The sequence below is a fragment of the Bacillus sp. P14.5 genome, from assembly GCF_003316765.1.
Lineage (GTDB): Bacteria > Bacillota > Bacilli > Bacillales > Bacillaceae_B > Rossellomorea.
The window spans coordinates 75539-94736 of sequence record NZ_NIJF01000095.1; the positions used below are offsets into that span (position 1 = coordinate 75539).

The following is a 19198-nucleotide window of genomic DNA, read 5'->3' on the forward strand; positions in this document are numbered from 1 at the left end:
TTACGGTGAATTCCGTTATTATCAGCTTCATATATAGATTAATTGGAGAGAGGGAGACGGCTATGAAGTACAAAAGTGTGTTCGATATTATTGGGCCGGTTATGATTGGTCCTTCAAGTTCCCATACTGCTGGTGCAGCCAGGATTGGAAGGGTCGCAAGGAATCTTTTTGGACGCGATCCAGAATGGGCGGAAATTTCTTTTTACGGTTCATTTGCCAAGACTTATAAAGGGCACGGGACTGATGTGGCCATTGTCGGCGGCCTGATGGACTATGATACATTTGATGAAAGAATAAAAGATTCGTTGAGTATAGCTAAACAAAAAGGCATCAAGATCAAATTTCGCGAGGAAGATGCCGTTACAGATCATCCTAATACCGCAAGGATCCGTCTCGGGGATGCTCAAAGCGAAATGGAATTGGTCGGGATTTCAATTGGCGGCGGGAAAATAGAGGTAACGGAGTTAAACGGCTTTGAACTTAAGCTTACAGGGTTCCACCCCGCTATCCTTGTCGTGCATGAAGACAGATTCGGTGCGATTGCTGCCGTATCACAAGTGCTGGCCAAGCATGAAATCAATATCGGTTCCATGGATGTTTCACGTAAGGAAAAAGGAAAGATGGCTTTAATGACAATAGAAATTGACCAGAACAACATTGAAGAGAAAGTAATAGAAGAATTAAAAGGATTGGCGAATGTAACCCAGGTTACGATGATTGCCGATTAATGAGTGCAAGGGTGACAGCGCTTACAATTCATTTGAAAGGAGTATGGGTATGTTTCGTAATGTAGCCGAGTTAGTAGAATTAGCAGAAAGCAATAACAAGAAGATATCCGATATCATGATAGAACAGGAAATGGAGTACAAAAATAAAAGTTGGGATGAAATCTTTTCGATGATGGAAAGAAATCTAGTGGTAATGGAGGAAGCTGTCGAGAAAGGACTTAAAGGCGTCCGGTCTCATTCAGGATTGACAGGCGGTGATGCGGTCCTTCTTCAGAAATACATTGAAAAAGGCAATTACCTTTCCGGCCAGTTCTTATTGGATGCTGTCAGCAAGGCTGTTGCCACCAATGAAGTGAATGCTGCGATGGGAACCATATGCGCTACCCCGACCGCGGGTTCTGCAGGAGTGGTGCCGGGGACACTTTTTGCCGTAAAGAATAAGCTTAATCCTACGAGAGAAGATATGGTCAGATTCTTGTTTGTATCAGGTGCCTTCGGATTTGTGGTTGCTAATAATGCTTCCATTTCAGGAGCAGCAGGCGGCTGCCAGGCCGAAGTCGGTTCCGCAAGCGGAATGGCGGCAGCGGCAATTGTCGAGCTGGCAGGCGGTACGCCGAGTCAAAGTGCAGAAGCAATGGCCATCACACTAAAGAATATGCTGGGATTGGTGTGTGATCCAGTAGCAGGGCTGGTGGAAGTACCATGTGTGAAGAGAAATGCAATGGGCGCAGCAAACGCCATGGTTGCCGCTGATATGGCTTTGGCGGGAATCACCAGCAGAATTCCTTGTGATGAAGTAATCGATGCCATGTTCAAGATTGGTCAAACCATGCCGGTCGCACTACGGGAGACAGCGCAGGGAGGACTTGCGGCAACGCCAACCGGCCGTGAGCTCGAAGCGAAAATCTTTGGAGTATCTCTGAATAAAGGTGACTGATTTATTTCAAATACCGGTGACGGAAATTAAAGGGGTAGGGGAAGAAACCGCAATACAGCTTGCTGCCATGGGAATCGATACTGTCGGAGGCTTGATCGATTACGTACCATACCGGTATGAGGATTACCGGTTGAAGGATCTGGCAGAAGCTGAACATGATGAACGGGTAACGGTGGAAGGGAAAATTCATTCAGCCCCCTCTTTGATGTTCTATGGTAAAAAGAAATCCCGATTGAATGTACGCCTGCTTGCAGGCAGTTATTTGATCCAGGCAACATTTTTTAATCAGCCTTATCTTAAAAAAAAGCTGAATCTTCAAGATACCATTACGGTGACAGGTAAATGGGATAAAAACAGGCAGATCATCACGGTTTCTCAATATTCCCTTGGTCCTCATACCTCAAAAGGAGATTTTGAGCCAGTTTACTCCCTGAAAGGCTCCATAAAAAATCAGACCCTTAGGAAGTTCATCAGGACGGCATTCGACCACTATGGATCGGCAATAATTGAGAATCTTCCTGAATCACTGCGAGTGCCGTATAAGCTTATTGACCGCCGGGAAGCACTTTTCAATCTTCATTTTCCTGCAGATCCCACTAGCTTGAAACAGGCAAGGCGCAGGATGGTATATGAGGAGTTCCTTCTGTTTCAATTGAAAATGCAGGCGCTGCGTAAATTCGAGCGGGAGCACTCTAATGGCATTTCACAGAATTATGATTTAGGTAGTATCAAAGGATTCATCAACAGTCTGCCTTTTCCGTTGACTGACGCCCAAAAAAGGGTTGTGAATGAGATTTCGGCTGATATGAAGTCCCCTTATCGAATGAACAGACTCCTGCAAGGGGATGTCGGGTCAGGTAAAACAGTCGTTGCGGCCATCGCTTTATATTCGACTATTACCGCCGGCTACCAGGGAGCGCTGATGGTCCCGACGGAAATTCTCGCCGAACAGCATGCTGAATCACTCAGCGGCCTGCTTGGTCCTTCAGGCTTAAATACAGCTCTGCTGACAAGTTCTGTTAAGGGCAAGCGAAGAAAACTTCTGCTGCAGAAACTGGAGGACGGGGAGATTGACGTTTTGATTGGCACTCATGCCTTAATACAGGATGAAGTCAATTTCAAGAACCTCGGCTTGGTCATAACAGATGAACAGCATCGGTTCGGTGTCCAGCAAAGGCGTGTCCTGCGTGAAAAGGGGGAAAGTCCCGATGTGCTTTTCATGACAGCGACCCCTATCCCGCGGACACTTGCCATCACGGTTTTCGGGGAAATGGATGTTTCAATAATTGATGAAATGCCAGCGGGCAGAAAAATAATCGAAACCTATTGGGCCAAACAGGATAAACTTGAACGGGTTCTTGATTTTATGGAGAAGGAACTTAAGCAGGGCAGGCAGGCTTATGTGATTTGTCCGTTGATCGAGGAGTCGGACAAGCTTGATGTGCAAAATGCAATTGATGTCCATGCCCAGCTGCAGTTTTATTTTCAGGATAGGTATGATGTCGGGCTTATGCACGGAAGGCTGCATTCCGACGAGAAGGACGAAGTGATGAAAGCGTTCAGCAAAAATGAAATCCAGGTTCTTGTATCGACAACGGTTGTTGAAGTGGGAGTGAACGTTCCCAATGCGACAATGATGGTTATCTATGATGCTGAACGGTTTGGGCTTTCCCAGCTCCATCAATTAAGGGGGCGTGTAGGCAGAGGCAGCGATCAATCGTACTGCATTCTGCTGGCGGACCCAAAAACCGATGTGGGGAAAGAACGGATGAGAATTATGGCTGAGACGAATGATGGCTTTGAACTCAGTGAAAAAGACCTGGAATTAAGGGGTCCCGGTGACTTCTTTGGGAAGAAACAAAGCGGGCTTCCTGAATTCAAGGTAGCGGATATGATTCATGATTACAGGGCGCTTGAGGTTGCCAGGAATGACGCACAGAAGCTGATACAGAGCAAAGAGTTCTGGAGTGCTGCTGAGTATGAAGGACTGCGGAACTTCCTCGAAAGTACGGGAGTCCTTCAAGGCGAAAAATTGGACTGAAAAACAGATTGCAGATGCTTGCAATCTGTTTTTTAAATTATATACTACTATTAGTACCTAGTACTAGTAGCGGATGGTGTTTAAAATGAGACCAACTAAAAAACAGCGGCAAGTAGAATTGTCGGAAACAATAAAAGAAAATCCCTTTATTACAGATGAAGAGCTCGCTGATCGATTTGGCGTGAGTGTCCAGACGATTCGTCTCGACCGTATGGAACTATCCATTCCTGAGTTAAGGGAAAGAATCAAGCATGTTGCCGAAAAGACATTTGGCGACGAAGTGAAATCCCTGCCGATAGAGGAAGTGATAGGGGAGATCATTGATATAGATCTGGATCAAAGCGCTATCTCGATTTTCGATGTTAAAGCAGAACATGTTTTCAAGCGGAATCGAATTGCCCGCGGCCATCATTTGTTTGCGCAGGCCAATTCTTTGGCTGTCGCTGTAATCAATGATGAACTGGCATTGACTGCAAAATCGCAAATCCGCTTTACTCGTCCTGTAAAAGAGGGAGAAAGAATCATTGCCAAAGCAAAGGTTATAGATATACATAAAGAGCGTACCATAGTGGAAGTACATAGTTTTGTCGGCGGTGAAAAAGTATTTACAGGGGAATTCGAAATGTATCGTTCCAACGATGCTGAAAAGGATGATGAACATGAAAATAGCCATTGATGCAATGGGCGGGGATAATGCTCCGAAAGAAATTGTTCTTGGGGCTGAAAGGGCTGTACAAGAGTTTGAGGATATTGAGGTCATTCTGTTCGGTGATGAAGGGAAAATAAAAGCAGAGATTGCTGAGCATGAAAGAATTGAAATTGTCCACACAACAGAAGCCATCCTGGGAACCGACGAGCCTGTAAGAGCAGTTAGACGAAAGAAAAATGCCTCGTTGGTTTTGATGGCACAAGCTGTTGCCGATGGTAAGGCGGATGCTTGTATATCGGCTGGAAATACAGGAGCGCTTATGACGGCAGGCCTGTTCATAGTCGGCAGGATAAAAGGCATTGAACGACCGGCCCTTGCTCCAACATTGCCGACCCTTGACGGACGGGGGTTTTTGATGCTTGATCTCGGCGCCAATGTGGACGCAAAGCCTGAACACCTTTTGCAATATGCAATTATGGGGAGCATATATGCGGAGAATGTAAGAGGGATAGAAAACCCGAGAGTCGGCCTTTTAAATATCGGGACTGAAGAGAAAAAGGGAAATGAGTTGACGAAAGCTGCTTTTTCGCTGCTTCAGAATGCTGATATTAACTTTATAGGAAATGTAGAGTCCAGGGATCTGCTGAACGGCACCGCCGATGTAGTAGTGACAGACGGTTTCACAGGAAATATGGTATTGAAAACAATTGAAGGGACGGCCTTATCAATTTTTTCAATGCTCAAAACGACTTTGACTTCGTCGTTTAAAAATAAGCTTGCAGCCGGACTGGTAAAAAATGATTTAAGAGAGCTGAAGAATATGCTCGATTATACAGAATACGGAGGAGCAGGATTATTCGGGTTGAAAGCCCCTGTAATCAAAGCACATGGATCATCCAACGCCAATGCGCTGTATAATGCTGTCCGACAGGCGAGGCAGATGGTGAACCATTCTGTTCCGGACACAATAAAACAAGCTGTGGCAAAGGAAGATGGCGAAGAATCAAGATAGGGAGAGGGGATAATATGGGTAAGATAGCATTTGTATTTCCTGGACAGGGATCTCAAAAAGCCGGGATGGGCAAGGAACTCGCAAGTAAATTCCCTGCAGTGGAAGAATACTTCATGAGCGCGGATAGAAGGCTTGAAATGGATCTTTCAAATCTTATTTTCGAAGGTCCCCAGGATAAGCTGACATTGACTGAAAACGCACAGCCTGCCTTATTGACGACAAGCATATCGTTTCTTCAATTGCTGAAAGCTGAAGGAATTCAACCTGATTTCACCGCCGGACACAGCTTAGGGGAATATTCCGCGCTGGTGGCTGCAGGAGCCATTAACTTTGAAGATGCAGTATATGCTGTCCGAAAGCGTGGAGAATATATGGAAGAAGCTGTTCCCGCAGGAGAAGGGACAATGGCGGCTGTACTTGGCATGGATCGCGGCAAACTTGCGGATATCACCGAAAGGATATCACAAGAGGGAAACCATGTAGGCTTGGCTAACTTAAATTGTCCTGGGCAAATTGTCATCTCAGGATCCTTCAGAGGAGTGGAACTGGCTTCCGACCTGGCTAAAGAAGAAGGTGCCAAACGGGTGCTGCCATTGCAGGTGAGCGGGCCGTTTCACTCCGAAATGATGAAACCGGCAGCTGAAAAATTTTCTGGCATACTGGATGAAATCTCGATTGTGGATGCAGCGGTTCCGGTTATCGCCAACGTGAACGCCAAGCCGATGATAAAGGCACAGGAAATTAAAGATCGTTTGATTCAGCAATTATATTCACCCGTACTATGGGAAGATACAGTATCGTCTCTTCTGGATGAGGATGTTGATACATTTATCGAAATCGGCCCAGGAAAGGTCCTTTCCGGATTGATTAAGAAAGTCAACCGCAGGGTCAACACTTTCTCAATCAGTGATGAAGGAAGTTTCAGAGAGACTGTTGAGAAGTTAAAGGAGGCTGCACAATGAAACTAGAAGGAAAAACAGCGTTGGTAACCGGTGCTTCCCGGGGGATCGGAAGAGAAATAGCTCTTGAACTGGCACGCCAGGGAGCGAACGTGGCAGTGAATTATGCAGGGAGCGAAGCAAAAGCCAACGAGGTAGCTGACGAAATTAAAGCTATGGGCAGGGAAGCCATTGTCATTCAATGCAATGTTGCAGATGGTGAATCAGTACAGGCAATGGTAAAAGAAACAATTTCCCGTTTTGGTACTCTTGATATCCTTGTCAATAATGCTGGAATAACAAGGGATAACTTGCTGATGAGAATGAAGGAAAGTGAATGGGATGAAGTCATTGATATAAATTTAAAGGGTGTATTCCTTTGCACTAAAGCGGTCAGCCGCCAAATGATGAAGCAAAGAAGCGGTCGCATCATCAATATCTCTTCCATTGTGGGTGTCAGCGGGAATCCAGGCCAGGCTAATTATGTCGCTGCCAAGTCTGGTGTGATTGGATTGACGAAGACAGCAGCCAGGGAACTTGCGCCAAGAGGTATAACAGTTAATGCAGTGGCACCTGGATTCATTTCGACTGACATGACCAATGAATTAAGCGAAGATGTGAAAGCTGAAATGTTAAAAGGAATTCCTCTAAGCAGGTTTGGAGAAGCGAAGGACATTGCCAAGGTGGCTGGATTCCTGGCATCTGAGGATTCCTCCTATATGACCGGACAAACACTTCATGTGGATGGCGGAATGGTTATGTAGTCCTGATTTTTCCTGAATCATAGTCCTATGAAAGAAAAAACAAACGGTTCTTGATTATTCATAGGAATCTACTATAATTACTTGAGGGGAGGTGACAAGAATGGCAGAAGTATTAGATCGCGTAACTAAGATTATCGTAGACCGTCTTGGAGTGGACGAATCCCAAGTAACTCTTGAAGCTTCTTTTAAAGAAGACTTAGGAGCGGATTCACTAGATGTAGTAGAATTGGTTATGGAACTTGAGGATGAGTTCGATATGGAAATTTCTGATGATGATGCAGAAAAAATCGCTACAGTCGGTGACGCTGTTAACTACATAAATAACAAAGGCTAATCGATGAATTACATGGAGCTCCGCTGCTTTTGCGGAGCCCTTCTTCCTTTTAAGAGGCTGTTTTTGAAGAGTTTTGGCACAATGGATGAGGCCGGGCGGAAAGCGAACGCCGCTCCACCCCTTCTTCCTGTGCCTGCCTCTTCAAGGACATCCTCTTCTTTTTATCAAGGCTTACTGCGGAATAATCCCAATAAGAAACATTATCAAATAAGGCATCTCATAAAGAAAAGAAATCCGGCTATAACTAAAGAATTTTTGCGATTTTAACGTTTTTATCATAAACTTGAGTAGTGTAAAAATTATTGTAATTATATATAGCAAGGTGGAGGCACAATGCGGAAACAAGTAAGGAACAGGGATAAACAATCAATGCTGTTAGTTGATGAAAAATTTAAAGAGTTTCAAAAGGTACATGAAATCAAATTCAATAATGAGAAATTGCTCAGGCAGGCTTTCACTCATTCATCCTATGTGAATGAGCATCGGAAAAAACCTTATGAGGACAATGAACGCCTCGAGTTTCTTGGGGATGCTGTACTCGAGTTGACAGTTTCACAATTTCTTTATAAAAAATATCCAACCATGAGTGAAGGAGAGTTGACCAAGTTAAGGGCAGCGATCGTCTGTGAACCATCTTTGGTCACCTTTGCAAATGAATTGAAATTCGGTGAACTCGTCCTTTTAGGAAAAGGGGAAGAATTGACAGGCGGAAGAGAACGCCCTGCACTTTTAGCGGATGTGTTCGAAGCCTTTATCGGCGCACTTTACTTGGATCAGGGACTCCAAACGGTCCTGGTAATGCTGGAGAAAAACGTCTATCCAAAGATTGATTCCGGTGCTTTTTCTCATGTGATGGATTTCAAAAGTCAGCTGCAGGAGCTGGTTCAGAGAGACAGCGCTGGTACGATTGAATATGGAATCCTTCATGAGAAAGGGCCCGCGCATAACCGTGAATTTGTATCAAGGGTCTGCCTCAACGGGGAAGAACTTGGCATAGGCACTGGCAGAGCTAAGAAAGAAGCCGAACAGCATGCGGCTCAAATGGCGTTAGAAAAATTGAAGCATAAGCTTGAAGAAAATTAAGGGGGAAGACTATGTTCCTCAAACAACTAGATGTCATAGGATTCAAATCATTCGCAGAAAGAATTTCTGTTGATTTTGTTCCAGGTGTAACAGCAGTAGTCGGTCCAAATGGAAGTGGAAAGAGCAATATAATCGATGCCATTCGCTGGGTGCTTGGAGAACAGTCAGCCAAATCCCTGCGGGGAGCCAAGATGGAAGATGTTATTTTTGGCGGCAGCGATTCCAGAAAACCTTTAAATTTTGCCGAAGTGACCCTTACCCTGGATAACAGCGACGGAGCACTTCCAATCGAATACAGCGAAGTTAGTGTTACTCGGAGGGTATTCAGGTCCGGGGACAGTGAGTACTTGTTGAATAAACAGCCTTGCCGGCTGAAGGATATCATCGAATTATTCATGGACTCCGGTCTCGGCAAGGAAGCCTTTTCAATCATCAGCCAGGGCAAAGTGGAAGAAATCCTGAACAGCAAGCCTGAAGAAAGGCGTACAATCTTCGAAGATGCCGCAGGTGTCCTGAAATATAAAAATAGAAAAAAGAAAGCTGAAGCAAAGCTTTTTGAAACCCAGGAAAACCTTAATCGTGTGAATGATATTATTTCAGAGTTAGAAGGCCAAGTAGAGCCCCTGAAGATTCAGGCTTCCATGGCAAAAGATTACTTGGAGAAGAAAGAGGAACTGGAAAAAGTCGAAGTCGGTGTAACAGTCTATGAAATTGAAGACCTTCACAAACAATGGCAGGATTTGAGCAGTTCCTTTGAATCTCATGGAAAAGATGAGCTGCGGTTATCAGCCGAAATTCAAAAGCGTGAAGCACAGCTCGAAAAATTGAGGGATAATACTGCCGCTCTTGATGAATCCATCACTCAGCTGCAGGAGGTTCTGCTTTCAACTTCCGAAGAACTTGAAAAGCTTCAAGGAAGAAAACAGGTTCTTCACGAGAGAAAGAAAAATGCTTCCAATAATCGAGAACAATTGGAAAAAAATATTGTTGAAGCTAAATCCAGAATACAAAAACTTTCTGTTGAAAAGCAGCAAACAGAAGAAGAATTCAATTCGGTTAAAACTGAAACAGAAAACCTAAAGGGACAACTCTCAGAAAAACAAAAGCGTTTCCAGCATTTTAATGATGATATTGAAACGATGATCGATACCCTGAAAGGCGACTATATAGAAAAGCTTAATCGCCAGGCTGCCGCCAAAAATGAAATTCAGTACCTGCAGACACAGCTTGATCAGCAAACTGGACGGAGCAAGCGTCTGGATGAGGACAATGAAAAATTTTTGGCCCAGCGTGAAGAGATCAAGTCAGCCAGGATCAATATAGAACAGCAGCTTAACGTTCTGAAAGAGGCAATTGATGATCAAGTCATTTCTTACAGAAAAGAAAAAAGTGATCTTGAAGCTTTGAAGAGTAAATATCAGAAATTGGAGACCACGCTTTATCAAGCTTACCAATTCCTTCAGCAGGCTAAATCACGAAAAGAAATGCTCGAGGAACTGGAAGAGGACTATTCAGGGTTCTTTCAAGGTGTCAAGGAAGTCCTTAAAGCCAGGAACAGCACTTTGAAGGGTATCGAAGGTGCGGTAGCGGAACTTGTCTCGGTACCGAAGCAGTACGATAAAGCAATCGAGACTGCCCTTGGAGCAGCAATGCAGCATGTGGTCGTCGAAAGCGAGTCTCATGGACGTGAAGCGATTTCATTCCTGAAGAAGAATCAATATGGAAGAGCGACGTTCCTGCCTATGAACGTTATAAAAGGCAAATCGATTCCCTCCGCCCAGCTGTCTTTATTGAACAGCCAGGCTTCATTTGTCGGAGTGGCTTCCGATCTTTTGGAATATGATCAAAGGTATCATTCCATTGTCGGAAACCTGCTGGGGAATGTCATAATTACAGAAGATCTAAAGGGAGCAAATGCCCTTGCCAAAACAACTGGCTACAGGTATCGTTTTGTCACACTTGATGGAGATGTAGTCAATCCCGGCGGTTCAATGTCCGGCGGGGCCTCCAAACAAAAGAAATCTTCACTGCTAAGCAGAAAGAGTGAACTGGAAGAGTTAATTGTCAAGCTTCGGCAGATGGAAGAGAAAACGGGCGGTCTGGAAGAACAGATCAAACAGTTCAAGTCCGACATCTCTTTCAGTGAAAAGAAGCTGGAAGACATGAGGCTCAAAGGTGAGCAGTTGAGATATGAAGAGCAAGAACAGAAATCCAGACAGAGAGAATTGGAATTATCTCAAAAGAACATGGATGAAAGGCTCTCATTATATGACCTTGAAAAAGGAGAATTTTCAGATCAGAAAACGAAGAATATTAAAAGGATAGACGAGCTGAAGGAAGAACTTGGTGTAATTGCCGGCGAACTTCAGACAATGGAAAAAGAAATAGAAGATTTAACTAATCAGAAAAATACAGACAAGACATCCAAAGAAGAAATTTCTTATGAAATAAGTGAACTGAAGGCCAAGCTTGCCGCACGCTATGAACAGCTTAATGCAAGCAAGAGTGTTTTGGGGCGCATCAATGAAGAGCTTCAACAGTCAGAGAAGAAGAAGAAAGATTACGAAGAAGATCTTCAGTGGCTTGCAAACGAGATGGATAACGATTTCTCGGGAGAAGCGAAACTTGAGGAAGATGCCGAGGCGAGAGCTCGTGAGAAACAGGAGACAGCAAGTCTTATCAGCAGCCGCCGGGATGAAAGAATGAAGCTTCAAACAGAAGTGGAAGATGAAGAACTTCATCTGAAAGAGCTGAAGAGGCAGCACAAGGGATTACTGGGTGCGCTCAAAGATGAGGAAGTGAAGATCAACCGTCTCGATGTAGAGCTGGAGAACCGTCTTGCTCACTTGAGAGAAGAATACATGCTCAGCTTTGAAGCAGCTAAAGAAGATTACCCTCTTTCTATGGATATAGCCGAGGCAAGAAAAAAGTAAAACTTATCAAACTTGCTCTGGAAGAATTGGGAACAGTTAATCTTGGTGCCATTGATGAATATGAACGGGTTTCTGAACGCTATCAATTCCTTCTTGAGCAGCAGGCTGACCTGCAGGAGGCGAAGGATACCCTGCATGAGGTAATCAGAGAAATGGACACAGAGATGGTGAAGCGTTTTGATTACACCTTCCATGCCATCAAAGCTGAATTTGAAGGGGTATTTTCAGCTCTCTTTGGCGGAGGCAGAGCTGAATTAAAGCTTACCACGCCAGATGATCTGCTAAATACCGGGGTGGATATCGTTGCACAGCCGCCCGGGAAAAAACTTCAAAACCTTGGCCTTCTGTCAGGCGGGGAACGGGCATTGACTGCAATCGCATTGTTATTTTCCATTCTCAAAGTCCGTCCAGTCCCTTTCTGTATCCTTGATGAGGTCGAAGCAGCTCTTGATGAAGCCAACGTACAAAGGTTCAGTAAATATCTGAAGAAGTTCAGCCAGGAAACCCAATTCATTGTAATCACTCACAGGAAAGGAACTATGGAAGAAGCGCATGTCCTTTATGGGGTAACCATGCAGGAATCCGGAGTATCCATGCTTGTGTCGGTAAGGCTGGAAGAGACTAAAGAATTTGTTCAAGTTAAATAAGGCGGGTGCATAAAGTGAGTTTTTTTAAGAAATTAAAAGAAAAATTTTCAACATCCTCAGATTCAGTAACCAATAAATTTAAAGATGGTCTTTCAAAAACGCGAAATAATTTCTCGTCAAAAGTAAATGACCTGGTAGCGAGATACCGTAAAGTGGACGAGGACTTCTTTGAAGAACTGGAGGAGATTCTTATTGGGGCTGATGTCGGTTTTGATACCGTCATGGAGCTTGTCGACCAATTAAGATACGAAGCTCAACGCCGTAATATCCAGGAAACCAGTGAACTTCAAAGTGTCATTTCAGAAAAGCTGGTTGAAATCTATGAAGGAGAAGCGGGTGCTTCCAATGACCTTAACATCCAGGAAGATACACTGACAGTCATCCTGTTCGTCGGTGTCAACGGTGTAGGGAAAACAACCACAATCGGAAAGATGGCCCATATGTTCAAAGAACAGGGCAAGAGTGTTCTGCTTGCTGCCGGTGATACATTCCGGGCTGGGGCAATCGATCAGTTGGAAGTGTGGGGACAAAGAGCAGAAGTTCCTGTCATTAAACATTCAGAGGGCTCGGATCCCGCTGCGGTAATATATGATGCTGTGCAATCTGCCAAAGCTAGGAACGCGGATATTCTTCTATGTGATACTGCCGGCCGGCTGCAAAACAAAGTCAACCTGATGAATGAACTCCAAAAGGTAAAAAGAGTCATAGAGCGTGAAATTCCGGGGGCTCCCCATGAAGTTCTCCTCGTATTGGATGCAACAACCGGCCAGAATGCCCTGCTGCAAGCCAAGACATTCAAGGAAGCAACGGATGTATCAGGCATCGTATTAACGAAACTGGACGGAACAGCCAAAGGCGGAATTGTTATCGGGATCAAAAATGAACTGCAAATCCCGGTTAAATTCGTAGGCCTCGGTGAGAAAGTGGATGACCTCCAGCCGTTCGATCCTGAAAAGTATGTCTACGGCCTATTCTCCAATGAGGTCGATGAAGAGGAAATTGAAGAATAAAATTGCAGAACCGCGTTAAGCCTTTGGCTTGCCGCGGGTTTTTTGATTTCCAGGGAGCTTATACTGTGGTATAAAAAACCTTACTTCATGATAGGATAAAGTTGGTTTTTCGAGCATTCCGTTCTTTCATAGAATGCGTTTTTCCTTGTGTAGGACCTTAGCCATTGAGTCACCTGTTAAATCAAAAATAAGAGGAAAATTCCGGTTAAACTGTGAAATAGATTTCAATTAAGGCTACATAAGCGGTATTTTTAAGCTTAAGCAAAAAGAATCATTTTTGAATCTTTTAAGCAAATAAGGAAAATTATTCCGCCTAATTAAACTGTATTAGTGATATTTTCTTAAATAAGCGGAATTTCTCACCCTTTATTTAAAAGGCTCTTTTCAAAAAATCCTGCTTTTGAATGCGGTTTTATCATCCCCCTTTACTTAGGAGGATTGGAGCAGAAGGCGTACGATCTCCTGCGGGACTAGCGGGACAGGTGAGACCCCGCAGGCGAAGCCGAGGAGGCTCATCCAGCTCCAGCGGCCAGCGCCTAGCAGATTTCGGTCTCTCTCCTTGCTAATCTAGCTGCAAGGCCCAACGGCTAGCGTACTTCCCTGCCTCCTCCTTGCGATAAGTCAACATCAACTCACTACGTTTGTTGTGTTTCCTTTATCTCATGCGGAGTCAGTCCAGTCCGTACGCCGCTGAGCGGGGCCTTTCCACTTTATATAGATAAGTCATCATCGAATCGCTATCGCTCTTCGTGATTCCTTTATCTCATGCGAGAGCCCTAAAATCTGTACGTCGCTGAACGGCCGCTTCCGCTTTTGCTTCACCGCCCGCCCCGCGGAGTCGTACGCTTGGAGCGGAAATCCATTACTTCTCAATAGCCGCAATCTTTGCGAAAAGAGGTAAAAAACAAACAGTAACCGCATACTTCCGCTTAGACCTTGACATTTTTATTGAAACTCTGTATCCTTCTTATGTAAAGGTTTTTCACTTAACACATGAGGGAGTGAGGAAATGCTTGAGAAAACGACAAGAATGAACTATCTGTATGATTTCTACCAGTCGCTTTTAACTCCCAAGCAAAGCAGTTACATGTCCCTCTACTACTTGGACGACTTCTCTCTTGGCGAAATTGCCGAGGAATATGAGATCAGCCGGCAAGCAGTTTATGACAATATCAAGCGTACAGAAGCGATGCTTGAGGAATATGAAGAGAAGCTTTTATTATTTCAGAAGTTTCAAGAGCGCAGCAAGCTTTTGCGGGAAATCAAACAGTTACTTAATAAACAAGACAATAAAACGTCAGAATTAGAAGAGCTGTTCGAAAAGCTCGAGAAATTGGATTAGGAGGCGGCATTATGGCATTTGAAGGATTAGCCGACCGACTGCAAGGCACAATTCAGAAGATCCGCGGCAAAGGGAAAGTCAATGAAGCGGATGTAAAAGAAATGATGCGCGAAGTCCGTCTTGCATTGCTTGAAGCAGACGTAAACTTCAAAGTAGTAAAAACTTTCGTTAAAAAGGTAAGTGAACGTGCTGTCGGCCAGGAGGTCATGCAAAGTTTGACACCGGGTCAGCAGGTCATCAAGGTGGTTAAAGAAGAACTTACCGACTTAATGGGAGGAGAGCAAAGCCAAATCGCTGTTGCCAAGCGTGCGCCTACCGTCATTATGATGGTCGGTCTTCAAGGTGCAGGTAAAACAACGACTACTGGTAAGCTCGCCAATCTTCTGAGAAAGAAATATAACCGCAAACCTTTGCTGGTGGCGGCAGATATTTACCGTCCTGCAGCGATCAAACAACTGGAAACACTTGGAAAGCAATTGAGCATGCCTGTATTCTCTTTGGGAGATCAGGTGAGTCCTGTGGAAATTGCGAAGCAGGCAATCGAGAAAGCAAAGGAAGAGCACCACGATTATGTTCTGATAGATACAGCCGGACGCCTTCACATAGATGAAAAGCTGATGGGTGAATTGGAGGATATCAAGGAGCTTGCGAATCCTGACGAAATCTTTCTTGTTGTCGATGCCATGACGGGACAGGATGCTGTGAATGTTGCCCAAAGCTTTAACGATTCATTGGGGATTTCAGGAGTCGTCCTGACCAAATTGGACGGAGATACTCGAGGCGGAGCGGCACTATCCATCCGTTCTGTTACGGAGAAACCGATTAAATTTGTCGGGATGGGTGAAAAGCTGGACGCACTTGAAGCTTTCCATCCTGAGCGAATGGCTTCCCGTATCCTTGGAATGGGAGATGTACTGTCGCTGATTGAGAAAGCCCAGGCGAACGTTGATGAAGAGAAAGCCAAAGAGCTTGAAAAGAAAATGAGGACTATGTCCTTTACCTTTGAAGACTTTCTTGAACAGCTTGGACAAGTTAAACAAATGGGTCCTCTTGATGAATTGATCAAGATGATGCCTGGTGCTAACAAGATGAAGGGCCTGGATAAACTGCAAGTGGATGAAAAACAGCTCAGCCACGTCGAAGCGATCATTCAATCCATGACTAAAGAAGAAAAGCAGCATCCGGAAACTATCAATGCCGGCAGGAAAAAACGGATTGCAAGGGGAAGCGGAAGGAATATCCAGGAAGTCAACCGCTTGCTTAAGCAGTTTGAAGATATGAAAAAAATGATGAAACAAATGAGCGGAATGCAGGGAAAAGGCAAGAAAAAAGGCATGAAATTCCCGTTCATGTAGGCTTTAAATCTTAACTGTGAAAAAGAAAATTCAACTGTTAAGAAAAAACACTTTACAAACAAAATACACACTGATAATATATCTACTTGTGTAAAACTATTCGGAGGTGCTTTAAACATGGCAGTAAAAATTCGTTTAAAACGTATGGGAGCTAATAAATCCCCTTTCTATCGTATTGTAGTAGCAGATTCTCGTTCACCGCGTGATGGACGTCAAATTGAAACAGTTGGAACTTACAACCCGGTTGCAGAACCAGCTGTAGTTGATATCAATGAGGAGCTTGCTCTTAAATGGCTGCAAAATGGTGCGAAACCATCTGACACAGTCCGCAACATTTTCTCTAAACAAGGTATCATGGAAAAATTCCACAACGCTAAATACAGCAAGTAATTGTGGAACGAATGAAAGATTTGATCTTAACGATTGTGGCTCCCCTTGTAGATCATCCTGAACATTTAGAAATAGATGTGGAGGAAAATGATGATTCTGTCACTTACAAGCTTATGCTTCATTCCGATGACATGGGCAAAGTGATTGGAAAGCAAGGAAGGGTTGCAAAGTCGATTCGGACAGTAGTTTATGCTGCAGCAGGATCACATGAAAAAAAGAGAGTCTTTCTGGAAATCGCAGAGTGAGCATCAAGAACCGGTATCAGCGGCTCCGCCCATCGAGGTAATCCTTCGGCTGGGGGTGCCGCGGACACCGGTACATATCAGACAGTACCAAAGGGAGGAGAAAAAACCTCCCTTTTTATATACCATTTTATAGGGCAAAAGGGATCTCTGGAATCATTATCATTCCAAAGCTGTACAGAATGCGTCTGTACGCTTCGTGGGCAAGCAGCCTTCGTCCGGCATGCTCCTATTTGCAAAGATACTAGCCTGATTAATGTTTCGCTTATATGACTTGACGGAAGCAAAATAAAATGAACACATTCACAGGAGGCGGGTAAATGAAGATTCTCCAGAATGTCACCGTGAACCAGGTGCTGACGGAATCGAGCAAGAAAGCATTGCTGGATAAGTATGAGGGGAAGAAGTTTCAACTGCACAAAGAATGTGATCAGCTTAGATTTGAATTGAAGAAGATGGAAAAACAAAAAAGTATTCCTCGCAGAATTTAAAATCCCATTTTGAAAAAGAGATAGAGTTAAGAGTGGAGAAAATCAAACTGACAGATTTCCAGATTGATCAGCTTCAGATACTCCCTCTTGGAAGTGAATTGAAAGATAAAGAAATACAGGGAATTTTGGAAGTGCAAGTGGGAGATAATTGGGAAGAAAAGAATCTCTCCCGGACAATCGTAGTAAAAGACGGGTACATAAGTGAAATACGTTAGAGGTGATACAAATGGATAAATGGTTCAATGTCGGCAAGGTTGTTAATACACACGGAGTCAAAGGTGAGGTCAGAGTCATTTCCCGGACTGATTTTCCAGATGAAAGATACAAGAAGGGCAGTACCCTGTATCTTTTTTCTGAAAAAGGAAAAGACCCTGTCGAATTGACAGTTGAAACACATCGCAAGCATAAAAATTTTGATTTGCTTACTTTTGTTGGTTATTCGGACATCAGCAAGGTTGAGCCCTTTAAGAATGGAATTTTGAAAATTAATGAAACTCAGCTCGGAAACCTTGAAGAAGGAGAATTCTACTTTCATGAGATCATCGGCTGCACGGTCAAGACGGCAGCTGGAGAAAAAGTGGGTTCTATTATAGAAATCCTTACCCCGGGGGCGAATGATGTCTGGGTTGTCAAAGGGGCTAAAGGAAAAGAAATTCTCATTCCTTATATTGATGACGTTGTCAAGGAAATTGACATTGAGAACAAGATAATTCTGATAGATCCGCTGGAAGGGCTGCTGTCATGAAAAAAATAGATGTTCTTTCTCTATTTCCTTCGATGTTCAGCGGCGTATTCGGAGAGTCCATTCTGAAAAAAGCAGAAGAAAAAGGCGCTGTCCAATATAACGTCGTTAATTTTCGGGAGTTTGCCGATAACAAACATGGACAAGTCGATGATTACCCATATGGGGGCGGGGCAGGCATGGTGCTGAAGCCGCAGCCGATCTTTGACGCGGTAGAAGCCCTGACAACCTCATCAGAGCAGAAGAAGCCGAGGGTCATTCTGCTTTGTCCACAAGGAGAACGCTATTCGCAGAAGAAGGCGGAAGAACTGGCCCAGGAAGATCATCTGATCTTTGTCTGCGGCCATTACGAGGGATACGATGAAAGGATCCGGGAGCATGTGGTGACCGATGAAATATCGATTGGTGATTTTGTCCTGACCGGCGGGGAATTGGGAGCGATGGTCATCATAGACAGCGTCGTGAGGCTTCTTCCGGGAGTGCTGGGAAATGAAGATTCACCTGTGCTTGATTCTTTTTCATCCGGATTCCTTGAACATCCGCATTATACAAGGCCTTCTGACTTTAGAGGGATGAAGGTTCCTCAGGAACTGATCTCAGGCAACCATAAGCTCATTGAGGAATGGAGAGAAAGGGAGTCACTGAGAAGGACATTTGAGAGAAGGCCCGACTTGCTGGATATAAAGGAATTGAATGACCGCCAAAAAAAATGGCTGGAAGACTGGAAAAATGATAGAAACTAGTTGATTCAATTATATAGATATGGTATTATAACCTTTGTGACTTGCTCAGATAATATCTGTCGGGTCATCGATTAGGATGTTCCGCTGCAATAAATCGTTTTTGTAAGAGCATCTGGTGGAAGGAGATGAAATAGATGCACAAATTGATCGAAGAAATTACAAAAGAACAACTTCGCTCTGATTTACCATCTTTCCGTCCTGGAGATACAGTTCGCGTACACGTTAACATCGTTGAGGGTACTCGCGAGCGTATTCAGGTATTCGAAGGTGTAGTAATCGGCCGTCGTGGCGGCGGAATCAGCGAAACGTTCACAGTTCGTAAAATTTCTTATGGTGTTGGTGTTGAGCGTACATTCCCTGTACACACACCAAAAATCGCAAAGCTTGAAGTTATCCGCCGCGGTAAAGTACGCCGTGCGAAACTTTACTACTTGCGCAACCTGCGCGGTAAAGCTGCCCGTATCAAAGAAATTCGATAATTTTAAGATGGAAAGGAGCTTGGAGACAAGCTCCTTTTTCAGTTTATAAAGGCTGTTTTCGCATGGATTGCTGCTTTTGGAAAAATCCCGAGAGCAGATTTTTCCCCATAGACCAAGTTGTTTCTCTCTGCAAGGAGGAGCAGCTCTTTTCTTTCTTGCCAGTAAGGATATTTATGTCGAATTATGGTGTTTATATTTCGAGATTCATATTAAATAGCAGCAAAATTTCGAAAAGAGTCTTTATAAAAGTCTTTTAATGATAGGAAACAATCCGGGATCATTAGACGCGGGGTAAGCGGAAAATCCACTGCTCCCAAAAGTAATCATAAAATACATAA

The 19198-nt window shown here is 44.1% G+C and carries 17 protein-coding genes and 2 pseudogenes; all 19 read left to right on the top strand.

The window, feature by feature from the left end; genetic code table 11:
• The first annotated feature begins 62 nt into the window (after nucleotides 1–62).
• The 19 genes and pseudogenes from sdaAB to rplS all read left to right on the top strand — a co-directional run bounded on the left by sdaAB (nucleotide 63) and on the right by rplS (nucleotide 18860).
• Nucleotides 63–728 carry an L-serine ammonia-lyase, iron-sulfur-dependent subunit beta gene (sdaAB, locus tag B9Z54_RS18435; RefSeq protein WP_113929858.1) on the top strand — a complete coding sequence of 222 codons (666 nt, stop codon included), beginning with the start codon at nucleotides 63–65 and terminating at the stop codon, nucleotides 726–728.
• Nucleotides 729–777: 49 nt separating this feature from the next.
• Complete coding sequence (sdaAA, locus tag B9Z54_RS18440) at nucleotides 778–1665, top strand: L-serine ammonia-lyase, iron-sulfur-dependent, subunit alpha (protein ID WP_113929859.1); 888 nt, start codon at nucleotides 778–780, stop codon at nucleotides 1663–1665.
• Nucleotides 1658–3706: an ATP-dependent DNA helicase RecG gene (recG, locus tag B9Z54_RS18445; RefSeq protein WP_113929860.1), complete on the top strand. Its 2049-nt coding sequence runs from the start codon at nucleotides 1658–1660 to the stop codon at nucleotides 3704–3706. Before sdaAA ends, recG begins: the two co-directional genes overlap by 8 nt.
• Before the next feature lie 85 nt (nucleotides 3707–3791).
• Nucleotides 3792–4382 carry a transcription factor FapR gene (gene fapR / locus B9Z54_RS18450; RefSeq protein ID WP_113929861.1) on the top strand — a complete coding sequence of 197 codons (591 nt, stop codon included), beginning with the start codon at nucleotides 3792–3794 and terminating at the stop codon, nucleotides 4380–4382.
• Nucleotides 4366–5367, top strand: coding sequence for a phosphate acyltransferase PlsX (gene plsX, locus B9Z54_RS18455; RefSeq protein WP_113929862.1), 1002 nt, complete (start codon nucleotides 4366–4368; stop codon nucleotides 5365–5367). Before fapR ends, plsX begins: the two co-directional genes overlap by 17 nt.
• 14 nt (nucleotides 5368–5381) lie before the next feature.
• On the top strand, nucleotides 5382–6329 hold the full coding sequence (gene fabD / locus B9Z54_RS18460; protein WP_113929863.1) for an ACP S-malonyltransferase: 948 nt from the start codon (nucleotides 5382–5384) through the stop codon (nucleotides 6327–6329).
• Nucleotides 6326–7069, top strand: coding sequence for a 3-oxoacyl-[acyl-carrier-protein] reductase (gene fabG / locus B9Z54_RS18465; protein ID WP_113929864.1), 744 nt, complete (start codon nucleotides 6326–6328; stop codon nucleotides 7067–7069). Before fabD ends, fabG begins: the two co-directional genes overlap by 4 nt.
• Before the next feature lie 100 nt (nucleotides 7070–7169).
• Nucleotides 7170–7403: an acyl carrier protein gene (acpP, locus tag B9Z54_RS18470; protein WP_006838176.1), complete on the top strand. Its 234-nt coding sequence runs from the start codon at nucleotides 7170–7172 to the stop codon at nucleotides 7401–7403.
• A 333-nt stretch (nucleotides 7404–7736) separates the two neighbouring features.
• Complete coding sequence (rnc, locus tag B9Z54_RS18480) at nucleotides 7737–8486, top strand: ribonuclease III (protein ID WP_113929866.1); 750 nt, start codon at nucleotides 7737–7739, stop codon at nucleotides 8484–8486.
• A gap of 11 nt (nucleotides 8487–8497) precedes the next feature.
• Nucleotides 8498–12066: pseudogene (gene smc / locus B9Z54_RS18485) on the top strand (chromosome segregation protein SMC).
• Nucleotides 12067–12080: 14 nt separating this feature from the next.
• Nucleotides 12081–13076 carry a signal recognition particle-docking protein FtsY gene (gene ftsY, locus B9Z54_RS18490; protein ID WP_113929867.1) on the top strand — a complete coding sequence of 332 codons (996 nt, stop codon included), beginning with the start codon at nucleotides 12081–12083 and terminating at the stop codon, nucleotides 13074–13076.
• A gap of 1009 nt (nucleotides 13077–14085) precedes the next feature.
• Complete coding sequence (locus B9Z54_RS18495) at nucleotides 14086–14418, top strand: putative DNA-binding protein (RefSeq protein WP_113929868.1); 333 nt, start codon at nucleotides 14086–14088, stop codon at nucleotides 14416–14418.
• Between the two features lie 11 nt (nucleotides 14419–14429).
• On the top strand, nucleotides 14430–15773 hold the full coding sequence (gene ffh / locus B9Z54_RS18500; protein WP_113929869.1) for a signal recognition particle protein: 1344 nt from the start codon (nucleotides 14430–14432) through the stop codon (nucleotides 15771–15773).
• Between the two features lie 117 nt (nucleotides 15774–15890).
• Nucleotides 15891–16163 carry a 30S ribosomal protein S16 gene (gene rpsP, locus B9Z54_RS18505; protein WP_113929870.1) on the top strand — a complete coding sequence of 91 codons (273 nt, stop codon included), beginning with the start codon at nucleotides 15891–15893 and terminating at the stop codon, nucleotides 16161–16163.
• Between the two features lie 11 nt (nucleotides 16164–16174).
• On the top strand, nucleotides 16175–16408 hold the full coding sequence (locus tag B9Z54_RS18510; RefSeq protein WP_113930124.1) for a KH domain-containing protein: 234 nt from the start codon (nucleotides 16175–16177) through the stop codon (nucleotides 16406–16408).
• Between the two features lie 317 nt (nucleotides 16409–16725).
• Nucleotides 16726–17111, top strand: a pseudogene (locus B9Z54_RS18515) (YlqD family protein).
• 11 nt (nucleotides 17112–17122) lie between these two features.
• Nucleotides 17123–17641 carry a ribosome maturation factor RimM gene (gene rimM / locus B9Z54_RS18520; RefSeq protein ID WP_113929871.1) on the top strand — a complete coding sequence of 173 codons (519 nt, stop codon included), beginning with the start codon at nucleotides 17123–17125 and terminating at the stop codon, nucleotides 17639–17641.
• Nucleotides 17638–18381 carry a tRNA (guanosine(37)-N1)-methyltransferase TrmD gene (gene trmD / locus B9Z54_RS18525; protein WP_113929872.1) on the top strand — a complete coding sequence of 248 codons (744 nt, stop codon included), beginning with the start codon at nucleotides 17638–17640 and terminating at the stop codon, nucleotides 18379–18381. Before rimM ends, trmD begins: the two co-directional genes overlap by 4 nt.
• A 134-nt stretch (nucleotides 18382–18515) precedes the next feature.
• The gene (gene rplS / locus B9Z54_RS18530; RefSeq protein ID WP_113929873.1) at nucleotides 18516–18860 is read left to right on the top strand and encodes a 50S ribosomal protein L19; all 345 of its coding nucleotides are present in this window, start codon (nucleotides 18516–18518) and stop codon (nucleotides 18858–18860) included.
• Nucleotides 18861–19198: the final 338 nt, after the last annotated feature.